Annotated in this window: 13 protein-coding genes and 1 pseudogene; 1 reads left to right on the plus strand and 13 read right to left on the minus strand. The window is 71.2% G+C overall.

Annotated features, from left to right (window positions below):
• Window positions 1–22: 22 nt before the first annotated feature.
• The 11 genes and pseudogenes from ACQPYA_RS19430 to ACQPYA_RS19480 form a co-directional block, all read right to left on the minus strand.
• Complete coding sequence (locus ACQPYA_RS19430) at window positions 23–676, minus strand: hypothetical protein (protein WP_433528520.1); 654 nt, start codon at window positions 674–676, stop codon at window positions 23–25.
• A 63-nt stretch (window positions 677–739) separates the two neighbouring features.
• Window positions 740–982 carry a homocysteine S-methyltransferase family protein gene (locus tag ACQPYA_RS19435; RefSeq protein WP_433533536.1) on the minus strand — a complete coding sequence of 81 codons (243 nt, stop codon included), beginning with the start codon at window positions 980–982 and terminating at the stop codon, window positions 740–742.
• A pseudogene (locus tag ACQPYA_RS19440) lies at window positions 976–1641 on the minus strand (homocysteine S-methyltransferase family protein); the annotation flags it as partial. The gene ACQPYA_RS19435 and the pseudogene ACQPYA_RS19440, both read right to left, overlap by 7 nt.
• Window positions 1642–1682: 41 nt before the next feature.
• A complete protein-coding gene (locus ACQPYA_RS19445; RefSeq protein ID WP_433528521.1) occupies window positions 1683–2822 on the minus strand; it encodes a trans-sulfuration enzyme family protein in 1140 nt (379 codons plus the stop codon).
• Between the two features lie 22 nt (window positions 2823–2844).
• The gene (locus ACQPYA_RS19450; protein ID WP_433528522.1) at window positions 2845–4122 is read right to left on the minus strand and encodes an aminotransferase class V-fold PLP-dependent enzyme; all 1278 of its coding nucleotides are present in this window, start codon (window positions 4120–4122) and stop codon (window positions 2845–2847) included.
• 246 nt (window positions 4123–4368) lie between these two features.
• Window positions 4369–5073 carry a winged helix-turn-helix transcriptional regulator gene (locus tag ACQPYA_RS19455; RefSeq protein ID WP_433528523.1) on the minus strand — a complete coding sequence of 235 codons (705 nt, stop codon included), beginning with the start codon at window positions 5071–5073 and terminating at the stop codon, window positions 4369–4371.
• Between the two features lie 88 nt (window positions 5074–5161).
• A complete protein-coding gene (locus ACQPYA_RS19460) occupies window positions 5162–6448 on the minus strand; it encodes an ABC1 kinase family protein (protein ID WP_433528524.1) in 1287 nt (428 codons plus the stop codon).
• Between the two features lie 5 nt (window positions 6449–6453).
• Window positions 6454–7095, minus strand: a complete 642-nt coding sequence (locus tag ACQPYA_RS19465) for a hypothetical protein (RefSeq protein WP_433528525.1) — start codon at window positions 7093–7095, stop codon at window positions 6454–6456.
• Window positions 7095–7991 carry a 50S ribosomal protein L11 methyltransferase gene (locus ACQPYA_RS19470; protein WP_433528526.1) on the minus strand — a complete coding sequence of 299 codons (897 nt, stop codon included), beginning with the start codon at window positions 7989–7991 and terminating at the stop codon, window positions 7095–7097. The genes ACQPYA_RS19465 and ACQPYA_RS19470 overlap by 1 nt, the downstream gene beginning before the upstream one ends.
• Window positions 7992–8118: 127 nt before the next feature.
• Entirely contained in the window at window positions 8119–9321 is a 1203-nt protein-coding gene (locus ACQPYA_RS19475; RefSeq protein ID WP_433528527.1) for a DUF6004 family protein, read from the minus strand.
• A 274-nt stretch (window positions 9322–9595) separates the two neighbouring features.
• A complete protein-coding gene (locus ACQPYA_RS19480) occupies window positions 9596–11515 on the minus strand; it encodes a BTAD domain-containing putative transcriptional regulator (RefSeq protein WP_433528528.1) in 1920 nt (639 codons plus the stop codon).
• A 372-nt stretch (window positions 11516–11887) separates the two neighbouring features.
• On the opposite strand from ACQPYA_RS19480, the gene ACQPYA_RS19485 reads away from it, so the two are divergent.
• Window positions 11888–14374, plus strand: a complete 2487-nt coding sequence (locus ACQPYA_RS19485) for an ATP-dependent Clp protease ATP-binding subunit (RefSeq protein WP_433528529.1) — start codon at window positions 11888–11890, stop codon at window positions 14372–14374.
• On the opposite strand, the gene add is transcribed toward ACQPYA_RS19485, so the two are convergent.
• A complete protein-coding gene (gene add / locus ACQPYA_RS19490; protein WP_433528530.1) occupies window positions 14365–15354 on the minus strand; it encodes an adenosine deaminase in 990 nt (329 codons plus the stop codon). The genes ACQPYA_RS19485 and add overlap by 10 nt on opposite strands.
• Window positions 15354–16163, minus strand: a complete 810-nt coding sequence (locus ACQPYA_RS19495; RefSeq protein ID WP_433528531.1) for a helix-turn-helix transcriptional regulator — start codon at window positions 16161–16163, stop codon at window positions 15354–15356. The genes add and ACQPYA_RS19495 overlap by 1 nt, the downstream gene beginning before the upstream one ends.
• Window positions 16164–16329: the final 166 nt, after the last annotated feature.

The following is a 16329-nucleotide window of genomic DNA, read 5'->3' on the forward strand; positions in this document are numbered from 1 at the left end:
CGGCCGGCCCCACCCCCACCGGTCAGCCGTCGAGCACGTCCGGCAGCCGGACCGCCTTGAACCGCCGGTCGGCGAAGTCGCAGTACCAGACCACCTCGCCGTCCCAGGCCAGCCCGGTCGGGTGCCCCGGCACCCGCACCGTGGCCCGCACCTGCCCCGACTCCGCGTCGACCGCGTGCAGCAGGCCCTCCTCGAACTCGGCGTAGAGCACGTGGCCCTCGGCGTAGGTGAGCCCCGAGGGCGACCCGTGGACCGGATGTTCCCGCTGCACCGTCATCGTCTCGAAGTCCCGTAGCTGGACCACCGCCGGCGCGCGCAGGCAGAGCCACACCCCCTGCGGCCCCACCTCCATGCCGGTCACCCGGCCGTTGGAAGGGCGTACCGGCTTCACGCCGACGGTCTCGCCGCTGGCCGGGTCGATCAGCAGGATCCGCTTCGGCCGGCCACCGATCTGGCACAGTCTCCCGTCCGCGTATCCCAGGTCGGCCCGCACGTCCGGGTACGCGAAGGAGCGGCGCACCGCGCCGTCCGCCGGGTCGATCGCGAAGATCCGCGCGGCGTCCTGGTCGGAGTGCCATAGCCAGGTGCCGTCCCAGGTCAGGCCACACATGTAGCCGGCCGGACCGGGCAGGCTGCGCACCACCTCGACAGGCGGTGCGGTCGTCGATCCGCTCACCGTCTCCTTCTCCCTTCGTTGGCCGGCCCGACCCACGCCGGACCGGCGGACCCGCTGGCGGCGTCAGTCGGCGGCCGCCACCGGGACGTCGAGCCGGGCCGCCAGGGCGCCGATGTGCGCCGGCGAAGCGCCACAGCACCCCCCGACCACGGCGAGCCGGTACGCCACCGCCCAGCGGGCGGCCAGGTCGCCGAACTCCCCGGATCGAGCAGCGGTCGCGGCGCCGGCGGGCCGTCGCGGCGGTCCTCCAGGTTCGGGTACGCGCCGATCGGGCCGTCGTCGGCGTCCCGGAGCAGCCGCAGGCACCGCTCGGTCGCCGCCGGGCCGGTGCAGTTCACCAGCACCACCTCGGCCCCGGCGGCGCGCACCGCGTGGGCGGCGTCCACCAGGGACTCTCCGGACAGAAGGCGGGCCTGCTCGTCGCAGACGAAGCCGGCCCAGGCCCGGGCACCGACCTCTCGCACCTGCTGCACCGCGATCCGCGCCTCGCGGACGGTGTTCATGGTCTCCACCAGCACCAGCTCCACCCCGGCCCGGACCAGCTCCACGGCGAGCCAACGGTGCTCGTCGCGCAGTTCGTCGTCGGGCGGCACCAGGTCCGGCCGGTAGCAGTCCTCCACCGGGGCCATCGAGGCGGCGATCCGGGTGCCCGGCGTGCCGGCCGCGTTGCGGGCGGCGAGCGCGACGCCGACGGCGGCGTGCACCATCCAGCCGAGCCCGGCGTCCTCCAGGCCGGCGCGGCGCAGCGCCCGCAGGTTGCAGCGCAGGGTGTTCGCGGTGAGCACCTGCGCCCCGGCGGTCAGGAACCGCTCGTGGACCTCGCGCAGGACGCGCCGCCGGCTCTCCGCCAGCAGCGCCGCGGTCCCCCACCACGGGTCCTGGTACGGCAGCCCGGCGCGCTGCAACTCGGTGGCGAGCCCTCCGTCGAGCACCACCGGGACGCCGCCGGTCGTGAATGCGGACATGTCTGCTCCTCCTTCGCGGGGCGGGAATGCCGTGGAGCGGATCAGGCGCCCTCGCGCAGCGCGGTGACCAGGTCCTCGACGAGATCAGCCGGATCCTCGATGCCGGGCGAGATCCGGATCAGCCGGTCGGTCAGCCCGAGCCGCCGGCGCACCTCGGGCGGCACCGGACGGTGGGTCATCAGCGCCGGACACTCGATCAGGGACCGGACCCCGCCGAGGCTGACCGCGGCGGTGAAGAGCCGTACCCGGTCGAGCAGCTTGGCCGGGTCGCCGCGGTACTCGAAGGTGGCCAGCGCGCCGGGCGCGGCCATCTGCCGGGCCGCGACCGCGTGCTGCGGATGCGCGGGCAGACCTGGATAGCTGACCTGGGCGACGCTCGGTTCGGCCAGCAGCGCCGCCACGATCGCCCGGGTGTTCGCCACCTGGCGGGTGGTCCGCAACGCCAGTGTCTTCAGGCCCCGGTGCGTCAGGTAGCAGTCGAACCCGCCGGGGGCGTTCCCGGCCACCGTCCGGTACGCCAGGAACCTGCGGTGCAGCTCCTCGTCCTGGTAGACCAGCGCGCCACCGAGGACGTCGAGGTGCCCGGCGACGGACTTGGTGGTGCTGTAGAGGGTGAGGTCCGCGCCGTGTGCCAACGGTCGTTGCAGCACCGGGCCGGCGAGCGTGTTGTCCACCAGGACCAGGGCGCCGTGCCGGTGCGCGAGCCGGCACACCTCGGCGATGTCGGCCACCTTGAGCAGCGGATTGGTGGGCGTCTCCAGCCACACCATGGCCAGTTCCGGGCCGCACCCGGAAAGCGCCCGGTCCCGCTCGGCCGGGTCGGCGAGATCCACCGGCCGCACCGTCACCCCACGCTCCCGAGCGGCGGCGAGCAGCTGGTGGGTGCCGCCGTACACGTCGTCCGAGGCGAGCACCAGCCGGCCCGGGGGTACCACCGACAGCGCGGTCGTCGCGGCGGCCTGGCCGCTGGTGTAGACGGTGGCGTGGCGGGCCTCCTCCAGGGCCGCGAGGCACTCCTCCAGCGCCTCCCGGTTGGGCTGCTCGCCCCGGGCGTAGAAGTAGCGCGGCGGATCCTGGGCGGTGCGGTCGTAGGTGGTGCTGAGGTGGATGGGCGGCACGACGGCACCGGTGCCGGGCACGGGTTGCTGGCCGACGTGCACCAGCCGGGTGTCGAACCTCATGGCGCTGCCTCCCGGGCGGTGCTCAGAGGAACCGGACGTCGGGGTGGTCGGTGGTCCAGGGCCCGGGTCGCACGTCGGCGAGCAGCTCGCCGACGAGGTCGATCTCGGACGGGGTGTTGTACACGCCGAAGGAGAGCCGGACCGTGCCGAGCAGCCCCAGCTCGTCGAGGAAGGTGCTGGCGCAGTGCACGCCGCAGCGCACCGCGACCCCGTGCCGGTCCAGGTGCGCCCCGACGTCGTACGGGTGGATGCCCTCGACGACGAAGGAGACGATCCCGCTCGGGTCGGCGGCCGGGTCACCCACCACCCGCACCCGGTCGACCGCGGCGAGCACGTCGACGGTGTGCCGGACCAACGCCCGGTCGTGCCGACGGACCGCGTCCCAGCCGAGGCCGCGCAGGTACTCCAGGGCGGCGGCCAGGCCCACCGCGCCGGCCACGTGCGGGGTGCCGGCCTCCCACCGCGCCGGCCCGTCGAGATAGCGGACCGGCTGGTCGGCCGCGACGCCTTTCACAGTGCCGCCGCCGACCTGGTACGGAGGCAGTTCGGCGAGCAGTTCCCGGCGACCGTGGAGCACGCCCACGCCCATCGGCCCGTACGCCTTGTGCCCGGAGAAGCAGTAGAAGTCGGCATCCACCTCGCGCACGTCGACCGGACGGTGGGGAACGGCCTGGGCGCCGTCGATCACCACCAGCGCGCCGGCCCGGCGGGCAGCGGCGGTCATCTCCCGCACCGGATTGACGGTGCCGAGCACGTTGGAGACCTGGCTGATCGCCACCAGGGCGACATCAGGGCCGAGCGCGGCGGCGAACCGGTCGGCCGCGACCCGGCCGTCGGGGCCGGCGGGGACCACCGTCAGGGCGGCACCCGTGCGGTCGCAGAGCCGGCGCCAGGGCAGCAGGTTGCTGTTGTGTTCCAGGCCGGTCACCACCACCCGCCGGCCCGGCCCGGCCACCCGCCGGCCGGCGGTGTCCGCGACGAGGTTGACGGCGGCCGTGGTGCCGGCGGTGAAGAGCACCTCCTCGGGGTGGGCCGCGCCGATCGCCCGCCCGACGGTTTCGCGGGCCTGCTCGTACCGCTCGGTGGACTCCAGGCCGAGACGGTGGTAGCCGCGGCCGACGTTGCTGTTCGCCCCGGTGTAGTAGTCGGTCATCGCGTCCAGCACGGCGCGCGGCTTCTGCGTGGTCGCGGCGTTGTCCAGATAGGCGACGAGGTCGTCGGCCCGCCGGGCCAGCAGGGGGAAGTCCTCCCGCACCGCCGTGGGCAACGCGTCCGGGTCGTGTCGCACCGTGTCCGTCATGCCGACTCCTGTCGCTGGACGGGCGGTCGTCGCTGCCGGTGACGCGCCGGGCGGGATCAGCCCGGATCGCGAACGGACGCCACGGGCGCTCGGGCGGCGGCGGGGCGAACCGGCCGTCCCGTGGGATCACCGTGCTCAGGAGGTGCCACACGGATGCGGCGTACCGGACGACGACAGGCCCCGACGAACGTCGAGGCTAGTTCAGAATAATATAGTGATCTGGTCCCGTCATCCCCTTGCCGCGGGTCAGTGGCCGGAGACCGCCTGGGCTGCCGGGGCCGCGCCGGCGTCCAGGCCGAGCAGCTCGCAGCAACGCAGCACGGCGTCGATGTCGCCCTCCAGCTTGAGCTTGCCCCCGACCATCGCCATCAGCGGCGTGACCCGGCCGGCGCCGATCCGGACGAAGGTCGCCGCGTCGGTGGTCGCCACCATCGCCGGCTCCTCGGCCGGCCCCTTGGCCACCCGCGGGACCCCGCCGGTGACGTCGATGCGGAAGACCTCGTCGTCGACCCGGAACTGGTAGCTCTCGTCGATCGGGGAGATCTTGTCCCACTGGAACATCGCCTCCACGGCGAGGAAGCCCCAGTGCGGCCGGACGGTGTCCTCGGCGCTCAGGTCACCGACGAACTCCAGGCCCCAGTGGGCCAGCCCGAGCACCATCGGCCGCAGCGCCTGCCCGGTCGGGGTCAGCTCGTAGGAGAGCCGGCCACCGGTGCCCTGGATGTCGACCTGCCGCAGCACGCCCGCGTCGACCAGGAACTTGAGCCGGTCGGCGAGCAGGTTCGTGCCGATGCCGGGCAGGTCCCCGAGGAGCTCGCTGTAGCGCCGGGGCCCCATCAGCAGCTCACGGATGATCAGCAGCGTCCAGCGCTCGCCCAGCACGTCGAGCGCGGACGCGAGCCCGCAGTACTGGTGGTATGAGCGTTTGCCCGCGAGGCCAGTCTGTGCCATTCCGCTATCGTATATTTTAGTCTGCTGTTTGCGCAGGTGGGGCCGGCACACGCGGCACGAGCGGCGGCCGACCGCGGCGGGCGGGTCCTCAGGCGGCGGCCCGCCGGCCGAAGAGCCCGCGCATGAGCACCGGCTTGGCCAGCTCCTGAAAGTCGAGGTCGGGGTCGAGGTCGCGTACGGTCCCCTCGATCACCAGCAGCGAGAGCAGCGGAAAGATGAGTTCCGGCGCGGCGTGCACGCCGTGGCGGCGTTGCAGGTCGAACATCTCGGCGGCGAAGGCGATCAGGCTGAACTCCCGCGCCGGCAACCCGTGGCTGCGCTCCACCAGGTCGGCCATCCGGGCCAGGAAGGTCTCCACGTCCGCGTCCGGTCGCAGCCCGGTCCCGCTGCGCACCACGATCTCGGCGCAGTACCGGCCACGCCCGATCGCCATGTTCATGAAGAACTCGGCGAAGAGCCGGCGTAGTTCCTCGGTGAGCTGCACGCTGAAACCGGCGTCGAGGACGACCACCTGGGCGCCGCGGGTGAAGTAGAGATTCCCCGGGTGCATGTCGCAGTGGACGAAACCGTCCACGAAGAGCATGTGGTAGATCGCGGTCATCGCGGAGGCGGCGAACCGTTTACGCACGGCCGGCGACATCGACCGCGCCACGTCCACGTCGAGGTCGGGAACGAACTCCATGACCAGGCAGCGTGGCCGGCAGGCATCCTCGCGTACCCCGGGCACCCGGACCCGGGGCACCACGGCCAGGTTCGCCTTGAGCCGACGCAGGTTCTCCGCCTCGCGGGCGAAGTCGAGTTGGCCGAACACGGCGCCGCACATGTTCTCGACCACCTCCTCGACCGGGACGCCGCGCAACATCGGCAGCCGGGCCATCACCCGCGCGCCGCGCCGCATCAGGGCGAGATCGAGGGCCATCGTCGAGGCGATGCCGGGCCGGCGCAGCTTGAGCGCCACCTCGACGCCGTCGGGCAGCCGGCCACGGTAGACGCAGGCGACGCTGCCGCTGGCCACCGGCACCGGGTCGATCTCCGCGAACTCCGCCGGCCTCTCACTGCCGTACGCCTCGACCAGCGCCCGGCCGGTCTGGTCGGGAGTCATCGGGTCGACCCGGTCCTGGAGCACCGACAGCTCGTCGCAGAGCGCAGCCGGCAGCACGTCACGCCGGGTGCCGAGCACCTGCCCGGCCTTGACGAAGGTGGGGCCGAGCCGCATCAGCAGGGTGGTGAGACGGCGGTACAGCAGCCGGCGGGCCGCCTCCCGGTCTCTTCGCGCCGCCTTGACCAGTGCCCGCGGCAGCACCGGCAGCAGGTGGGCGGCACCGATCGCACCGATCCAGGTCGAACGGGCCAGCAGAGCGCGCGTGGTCGCCATTGACGTCAGCCCTTCGTGATGCCCGGCACCTCGATCGCCCGGAGTTGCAGGGTGGTGTAGTCGCAGTACCAGATCCGGCGGCCGTCCCAGGTGATGCCGGTCGGGTTGCCCGCGACCGAGTAGGCGGCCACCTCGCGGCGGGCCGCCACGTCGTAGAGGTTGATGGTGGCCGCGTGGTGGTCGGCGTAGACGAGGTAGCTGTCGGAGACGGTCAGACCGGCGATCGGGTGTCGCACCGGGAAGGTGTCGATCAGCCCGAAGCCGTCCGGGTCGCGTAGATCGACCTGGCGCAGATCCTCGTAGCCCAGCCAGAGCCCGTGCCGGGTCGCCTCAAGCCCGCACAGCACGTTGCCGGGGCGCGGGTTGCCGAACTCGCCGAGCAACTCGCCGTCCTCGGGGTCGACCAGCCGCAGCACGCGGTCGTCGCCGGCGACCTGCAAGAGCCGCCCGCCGATCGTGGTCAGGTCGGTACGCACGCCAGGGCAGTCGAGCCGGCGGACGACCTTGCCGCTGATCGGGTCCAGCGCGGCGATCTTGCTGGAGACCGCCTCGGAGAACCAGAGGCACTCCGCGGACCAGGTCAGGCCGCAGAGCTTGAGAGCACCACGAACGGGGATGTCGCGGACGGTACCCACCGCGAAAGGCATCAGGACCTCCTCTGCCGGGACAGGCCGCACTCCAGGCGCCAGTCGGTCACGGCGCGGACCGCACGCCGCGCCGGGCGGCGCAGGGCGACGGACAGGTCGTCGCCCTCGGCGACGTCGGTGTGCCGCAGCGGCCACACCCAGACCGCCCAGTTGCAGCCGGGGTACGACGGAAAGTTCGACAGCGTGACGTCGTCGGTGAAGTCGGCGACGAAGTAGCCGAGCACGGCGTGCAGCCGCCCCGGCGCGGTGACCGGCAGCCGCTGCCGCAGCGTCTGCCGGGACGGCGAACGGCCGTCGAGGGGCTGGTCGAGCAGCACCGTCGGCTCGGTCAGCAGCCTCGGCGGGCGCTGGAAGAAGTGCAGCTGGGGTGCGGGGGCCACGAGTTCCTGGACCGGATCGAGGCGGTAGCCGAAGAAGTCGGCGCCCCACAGCCCCCAGCCCTCGTCGGCGAACTCGGCCGCAGCCAGCCAGGTCCGCAGCCGCCGGGGCACCACCCGGCCGTCGGGGCGCAGGTGCCGGCGGGCGATGACGTGCAGCACCTCGGCCATCTCCTCCTCGGGACCGAGGTTGCCCATCATCTCGGAGACCAGCACGTCCGCCTTGCGCGGCAGCCGGACCGTACGGGCGTCGCCGGTGACCAGGGTGAGCCGTCCCTTGAGGTCGTTCGCCTCGATGATGCGCGACGCCGCCTCGGCGGTGGCCGGGTCGGCCTCGATGGCGTACACGTGCTCGGCGCCGTGCCGCAGGGCCAGCAGGGAGAGCGCGAGCAGCCCCGCGCCCACGTCCACCACCACGTCGCCGGGGGTGACGGTCGCCTCCAGCGCCCGGTCGTACGCCCGCAGCCGGGGCGCGTCGCCGAGCATCATCTGGTGCATGAGCAGTAGCCGCTGGTCCACGCGGTGCCCCCTGAGCGCGCGTCCCTCCCGGCCGCCGCAGCGGTCGGGAGGGACATCGTGGCGGTGCGTTGCTATCGGTTTTACTAGTAGAACGTCTGGCTGCGGACCCGTCAAGCGGCCCCGTCGGTCAGGCGTTCACCGCGGCGTGCTCGCCGACCAGCGCGTCCCGCATCACCAGGTTGACGCCGGTGAGCCGGGCCTTCGGCTGCTCGTCCACGGTCACCAGGGCGGTGTCCGAGCCGTCCAGCTTGAGCTCGGTGCCCGTGGCCTCCATCCCCCGCATCTTGCCGTTGACGTGCACGGAGTTGGCGGCGTAGAGGGTCTGGTGCGGGGTGACCAGCTCGAACTCGGCGTCGATGTGCAGGTCGCCGGGGAACTTGAGCCGGCTGAGGCTGTCCTCGGTGCCCTCGCCCAGGGTGCCGCCGGAGACCCGCGGCCAGCTCGCCCGCAGCATGACCCGGCCGCCCAGCTCCGGGCTGTGCCCGACAACCGCGACCCGGGCCAGCTGGGCCAGCACGCCCGCACCCTCGTCGTGCTTGTCCGGGCCGAAGAGCAGCACCTCGGCGCCGGCCGCCTTGCGGTAGTCCCCGGCCAGGTCGACCCGCACCGTCTTGCCGTTGACCTCGACCTCGATCTGCCCCTCCAGCGAGGTCTGCATGATCATCGACGGGTCCACCAGCATGGACATGCACGGGCCGGCGCTGGGCGCGAAGAACAGGTTCGGCGTGATACCGACCGGCTGGTTCTCGTCGTTGGCCGGGTACCAGGCCTCCGGCAGCGTGGTGCCCTTGACGACGTTCGGCGCGGCCATCACGTCGAAGGGACCGTCACCGCGCGGCTTGCCCAGGTAGGGGCCGGTCAGCGGCTTCTTGAACGGCGGGACGCTGTCGACCACGCCGTAGATGTCGATGACGTTGCGGTGGGCGAGCCGCAGCGTGCTCGACTCCAGGATGCCGAAGCGCCGGATGTAGAACTCGGCCGGGAAGTTCTTGCCCGGCACGATCTGCCGTACGTGCCCGCTGTTGGGCAGGAACGGGTTGGACAGCACCTGGATACGGTCGTCCAACTCGTAGCTGAACCCCTTGATGCCCACCTCGGGCGCGCTGATCAGCTCGGTGGCGAACTGCGCGTAGCCGTTCTCGTCGACCTTGTGCTCGAAGCCCGGCATGGGCCACTTGTTGAGCTGCACGAAGCCCGACAGGTTGATCGTCTCGCGGCGGCCCGAGTAGAAGTCCTCGCCGAAGACCACGGTGGCCGCGGCAAGGATGTGCGGGCGGATGGGCTTGGGTTCGAGGTTCAGGGACTCGTAGGTCTCTCTGGTGGAGCTCAACCCAGACACCTCCAATGTCTGTCGGCAGGGGTCAGCGGCGATCTGAGGGCCGCTGGTGGACCGGACCCGACCGGTCCCGCCAAACTCAAAGCTATGTGTTTTTAAAGTGCTCTGTCAATGCCTGGACCCTCGCCGGGCATCGCCCGGACCCAGAACGGGACGGGCCGGCCCGGCTCGGGACCGGCCACCGGACCGGGCCCGGCGGCCGCGGGCAGAGCCCACACGGCGACGGCCCGCTCCCCCATCGGGGAGCGGGCCGTCGCCCGGCCGCCGGTCACTCCGCCGTGGCTGCCACCCCCACCGGCAACAGCGGCCGGACGAGCGGCACGGACACCTCCGGGGCGGGCCTCGGCGCGAAGCCGGTGGCGCCGGCCCCGGCGCCGCTGGCTTCGCACGCCAACCGGCGCAGCAGGCCGAGCATCCGGTAACGCCCTCCGCCCTCCCCCACCGGCATCACCAACGACTTGTCCACCAGTGCGGCGAGCACCACCCGCACGTCGGTCGGGCCGCACGGGTGCGGCCGCCAGAACCGCTGGGCCGCCGCCAGGTCAAACACCCCCGGCAGCAACGCGATCCGGTGGAAGAGACACCGCTCGACGACGTCGAGCCGCTGGACGCTGCGGTCCAGCATCGCCCGCAGCGATGCATGTCGCGGCTCCGCACCGGCGGCGGGCGGGCGCACCCCCTCCAGCGGCCCCTCCAGCCTGCGCAGCACCCCGTCCAGGCTCTCGGCGGACAGGCAGGCGGCCGCCATCTCCAGCGCGAGCGGCAGTCCGTCCAGCCGGCGGCAGATCTCGACCGCGACCTCCGCGTCCCGCCGGTCGAGGCGGAACCCGGGGCGGGCCTGGGCCGCCCGTTCGGCCAGGAGGGCGACCGCCGGACTGGACAGCACCGACGGCCACCCGCCCGGCTGCGGCACCGGCAGCGGATGCAGGCGCTGGACCCGCTCGTACGGCAACCCGAGCGGCTGGCGCGAGCTGGTCAGCACCGCCACGTCGGGGCAGGCCAGCAGCAGCCGGTCGGCGACCACGGCGCACGCGTCGACCAGGTGCTCGGCATTGTCCAGCACCAACAGCGTGGGCTGATCGCGCAGCAGCTCGACCGGGTCCTCGGCGCCGTCTCCCCCGAGCATCCGGGACAGCCGGCGCTCCAACTGCCGCCGGTCGCTGAGGTCGAGGGTGTCCACCGTCAGGACCCCGCCGGTGAAGACCCGGGCGACCTGGTGGGCGGCGCGCAGGGTCACCGCCGACTTGCCGCAGCCGGGCGCGCCGGAGACCGTCACCGCACGGTACTTGGCCAGGAGGCCCACCAGGTCGGCGATATCCCCGGCCCGCCAGTGCAACTGCCCGGAGACCGGCCCGCAGCCGGGCCGCCGCCGGGCGGCGGGAACCACCTGCGCCGGACGGGGCACCGGGGGGCGACCGGCCGGGCGCACCAGCGCACGGTGCACCGCCCGCAGTTCCTCCCCCGGGTCGACGCCCAGCTCGGTGCGGAGCCGCTGGATGACCTCGGCGTACCGGTGCAGGGCCACCGTCCGATGCCCGCTGCTGCTGAGCACCGCAAGGTAGTCGGCCTGGATCGCCTCGTGCAGGGGTTCCAGCCGGGCCAGCCGGGTGGCGGTGTCGAGCACCGTGGCGGAGCGTCCCAGCCGCAGGCCCAGTCCGACGTAGCTGTGGGCGGTCGCCGCCCAGGCGGTACCCAGCGCCTCCACCTCGATGTTGTCGTGCAGCAGGGAACGCAGTTCACCGAGGCTCGGGCTGCGCCACAGGTCCAGGGCCTGGCCGAGCAGGTCGAACGCCTCCTCTCGGCCCCCCTCGCCGATCCGCTTCTCGGCCCGGGCAACGTACCGCCGGAACCGGGCGACGTCCGTCTCGACGGTCTCCGCGCGCAGCGAGTACCCGGACACGGTCGAGGCGATGACGCGCACCCTCCGGCGCGGCGGGTGCTCCGGCTCCAGGACCTGGCGCAGCCGGGCGACGTACGTGTGCACCAGCGAGCGGGCACTGGACGGCACCATCCCGGCCCAGACCGCCTCTTCCACCTCGCCCACCGGGACGCTGTCGCCGAGGCGTAACGCCAGAAGGGAGAGGATCGCCCGCTGCTTGGCCGGGCCCGGCTCCAACCGATGTCCGTTCCGCTCGACGTGCAGCGGGCCCAGCAGGTCGACCCGGTAACAGACGCGCATGTCCGTCATCAATCCCCCCAGCCTCAGCGTGAGCCGAGACTGACACATCGGGTTATCGCCCCGCCACAGCCAGCGATCATGCTCCGGAGCCGGGCGCGCCGGCCCGCGCCACCCGCCTGAGCAGTGCGGTCAGCACCGCGAGGCGCCGACCGGGGCCGCCGACCGGGCGTCAGCGACCGCAAAGTTCTTTTTCATATGGTGCAGCTATTGATGAAAGTTGCAGCCTGCGCTTAGCCCAACCACCCAAAACCCGGCAAATACGGACTTGAGCAGGGAAGGCGTTCGACTAGATGAACACATCGGCAACTCACGATAGACATGACACTATATAAAATCTTAGTATTCCTGTGGCCGGATGACTCAGGTGAGGAGCACGAGGGCATGTTCGAGCGGTTTACCGACCGAGCGCGACGGGTTGTCGTCCTGGCCCAGGAAGAGGCCCGGATGCTTAACCACAACTACATCGGTACGGAGCACATCCTGTTGGGCCTGATCCATGAGGGTGAGGGTGTGGCGGCGAAGGCTTTGGAGAGTTTGGGGATCTCTCTGGAGGGTGTCCGTCAGCAGGTGGAGGAGATCATCGGTCAGGGTCAGCAGGCGCCGAGTGGGCATATTCCGTTCACGCCGCGGGCTAAGAAGGTCCTGGAGTTGTCGCTGCGTGAGGCTCTGCAGTTGGGTCACAACTACATCGGTACGGAGCACATCCTGTTGGGTTTGATCCGTGAGGGTGAGGGTGTGGCGGCGCAGGTGTTGGTGAAGCTGGGCGCTGATCTGAACCGGGTGCGTCAGCAGGTGATCCAGTTGCTGTCGGGTTATCAGGGTAAGGAGCCGGCTGCGGCGGGTGCTGCGGCGGGTGAGGCGGCGCCGTCGACGAGTCTGGTGTTGGATCAGTTTGGGCGGAATCTGACGCAGGCGGCTCGGGAGGGCAAGCTTGATCCGGTGATCGGGCGGGAGAAGGAGATCGAGCGGGTGATGCAGGTGCTCTCCCGCCGGACGAAGAACAATCCGGTGTTGATCGGTGAGCCTGGTGTGGGTAAGACCGCGGTGGTGGAGGGCCTGTCTCAGAAGATCATCAAGGGTGAGGTGCCCGAGACGTTGAAGGACAAGCAGTTGTACACGCTTGACCTGGGTGCGTTGGTGGCGGGTTCGCGGTATCGGGGTGATTTTGAGGAGCGTCTGAAGAAGGTGCTCAAGGAGATCCGGACCCGGGGTGACATCATCTTGTTCATTGATGAGATCCACACTCTGGTGGGGGCGGGGGCGGCGGAGGGGGCGATCGACGCGGCGAGCATCCTCAAGCCGATGCTGGCTCGTGGTGAGTTGCAGACCATCGGTGCGACGACCCTCGATGAGTATCGTAAGCATTTGGAGAAGGACGCGGCGTTGGAGCGTCGTTTCCAGCCGATCCAGGTGGGTGAGCCGTCTCTGGCGCACACGATCGAGATCTTGAAGGGTTTGCGGGACCGGTATGAGGCGCACCACCGGGTGAGCATCACCGATGCGGCGCTGGTGGCGGCGGCGACGCTGGCGGATCGGTATATTTCGGATCGGTTCCTGCCGGACAAGGCGATCGATCTGATTGATGAGGCGGGTGCGCGGATGCGGATCCGTCGGATGACCGCGCCGCCGGATCTGCGGGACTTCGACGAGCGGATCGCTCAGGTGCGTCGGGACAAGGAGTCCGCGATCGACGCGCAGGACTTCGAGCGGGCTGCGCAGTTGCGGGACACCGAGAAGCAGTTGCTGGGGCAGAAGGCGCAGCGGGAGAAGGAGTGGAAGGCCGGTGACCTGGACGTCGTCTCGGAGGTTGATGACGAGCAGATCGCCGAGGTGTTGGGCAACTGGACGGGTATCCCGGTCTACAAGCTGACCGAGGAGGAGACCTCGCGTCTGCTGCGGATGGAAGACGAGCTGCACAAGCGGGTCATCGGTCAGGAAGACGCGGTCAAGGCGGTCTCGAAGGCGATCCGGCGGACCCGGGCTGGGTTGAAGGATCCGAAGCGTCCGTCCGGGTCGTTCATCTTCGCCGGCCCGTCGGGTGTGGGTAAGACCGAGTTGTCCAAGGCCCTCGCCGAGTTCCTGTTCGGGTCCGAGGACGCGTTGATCCAGTTGGACATGTCCGAGTTCCATGACCGGTACACGGTGTCCCGGCTGGTGGGTGCGCCGCCCGGGTACGTCGGCTACGACGAGGGCGGGCAGCTGACCGAGAAGGTGCGGCGTCGCCCGTTTAGCGTGGTGCTGTTCGACGAGATCGAGAAGGCCCACCCGGATGTGTTCAACACCCTGCTGCAGATCCTGGAAGACGGCAGGTTGACCGACGGTCAGGGCCGGATCGTGGACTTCAAGAACACGGTCATCATCCTGACCACCAACCTCGGCACGAGGGACGTGGCCAAGGCCGTCAGCCTGGGCTTCCAGCAGTCCGAGGACTCCGAGTCGAACTACGACCGGATGAAGCAGAAGGTCAACGACGAACTCAAGCAGCACTTCCGGCCCGAGTTCCTCAACCGCATCGATGACACCATCGTCTTCCACCAGCTCCGCCAGACCGAGATCCTCTCGATCGTCGACATCATGATCTCCCGCATCGAAACCCAACTCCGTAACAAGGACATGGGTCTGGAACTGACCGACAACGCCAAAAAGTACCTCGCGGTCAAGGGCTTCGACCCCGTCCTCGGCGCCCGCCCACTACGCCGCACCATCCAACGCGACATCGAAGACAACCTCTCCGAACGCATCCTGTTCAACGAACTCACCCCAGGACAGATCGTCGTGGTCGACTGCGAAGGCGACCCCAACAACACCGACAAATCCACACTCGTCTTCCGGGGTGGGGACAAGCCGGTGCCCGCGGGTCAGCCGTAGGCCCGCCGGCCCACCGCCACCAGATGGTCACGAGTCGTGTCGTCGCAGAGCACCCCAGCCACCCCGGCGGCGTACGCCCGCTCGGGCGCGAGGCCGAGACGCGCCGCCAGCTCGTGCTCACGGCCCAGGTCGGTACCGAACATCGCCGGGTCGTCGGTGCCGACCGTGCAGAGCAGACCGGCGGCGACGAGGCGGGGCAGCGGATGGGCGGCCTCCGACTCCACCACCCGGGTCCGCAGGTTGGACGTGGGGCACACGTCCAGCACCACACTTCGCTCCCGCAGCTCGGCGAGCAGGTCGTCGTCCTCGGCGGCCCGGATGCCGTGCCGGATCCGGGCCGGAGCCAGCTCCAGCAGGTCACGCACTGAGTCCGGGCCGCCCTCCTCGCCGCCGTGCGGGACGAACGCCAGGCCGCCGTCGCGGGCGATCGCCACGGCTCGGGCGAACGCCTTCGCGGGCGCGGCCAGCTCCGGCCCGCCCAGACCGAACCCGACCACGCCCCGCTCCCGATACCGGACGGCCTGGCGGGCGCACTCCTCGGCGGCGGCCGGTTCCAGTTCGCGGTCCACGTCAGGGGTCAACCGCACCCGCACGCCGTGCCGCTCATACGCTTCGGCCGCGCCGTCGGCGTACCCCTCGAAGATGTCCGTCCAGCGAACCCCCCGGCGCACCCGCTCGGCCGGCGAGAAGATGCCCTCCAGGTAGCGGGCGCCGTGGCCGGCCGCCTCGGCGGCGTACTCCACCACGATGCGCCGGAAGTCGTCAGCCGTCCGCAGGCAGTTGGTGGTGAGCATCCAGGTTCGGATGAAATGGGCGAAGTCGACGAACTCGTAGAGCGGGCGCAGACCCTCGACCGTCTCCGCGGGCAACCGCTCCCCGTTGCGCCGGGCGAGGACAAGCAGCGTCTCCGGTCGGACCGTCCCCTCGAAGTGGACGTGCAGCTCGATCTTGGGAGTCGGCCCGGCCCAGGGCGCCGTCATCACGCGGTACGGAGCGCACGCCGCTCGGCCGCCACCGGCGTCCGCCCCCGCCAACCGGCCTGTGACACACCCAGCAGCCAGCGCAGCGGCGTGGCCGAGAGCAACGGCGGATCGGTGATCCGCACCGGCCGCACCGGCACCGCGACCGTGGTCCGCGCGACGGACCAGGAACGCCGGTCACCACCCGTCTCCGCCGGTATCCGCAGCTGCGCGCCGCCGGTCAGGAAGCTGTCCGGTGCGCTGTCGACAAGCGCCGCGGTGGCGTCCCGGTCGGGCCGCAGCAGCAGCACGCGGGCCCAGTGCTCGCCCGGCGGCACGGTGGACGGCAGCGCCGCCGGCAGTGGGCGCGGCGCGGCCGTCCACCACTCGTTGCGTCCTCCCGTGGGGGAGGTCACCGCGGCGAGCAGCAGTCCGGGCGGATCGCCGGTGTCGAGGTGCATCAGCGCCCGGGGGGCCTGGCCGGCGCGGAGGGCCCGGCCGTGGATCACCGGAAGCAGCGCCGCCACGGACACTCCGACCAACTGCCGGGCGAGCTGGCGGAACCGCTCCGGGGGCAGGCTCACCCAGCGGCGGAACTGCGTCGTGAAGGTGCCGACGCTCGAGTACCCCACCTGGGCGCTGATCGCCGTCACGGTCAGCGAGGAATGCAGCAGCAGCCGCCGCGCCTCGGCCATGCGCAGGGCCGCCAGGAAACGCGCCGGTGTCATCGACGTGGCCTGCTTGAACAGGCGGTGGAAATAGAAGGGGCTGAACGGGGCGAGACGCGCCAACGCCTCCAGCGGCAACGGTCTACTGAGTTCGCCTCTCATGTGCTCAATCACCCGGACAATGGCGGCCAGTTGACCTTCGCGTTCCTTAGGGACGGCACCAGGAAATTGCCTCATACCCCCTCCATCACTACGCGGAAACCGTGCCCGATTGTGCTGTGCCGCTCTTGAACGCGTCTTGATTAGCTGCACAACGGCAGTTCCGGCA

This window comes from Micromonospora sp. CA-263727 (assembly GCF_050942455.1).
Taxonomy (GTDB): Bacteria; Actinomycetota; Actinomycetes; order Mycobacteriales; family Micromonosporaceae; genus Micromonospora.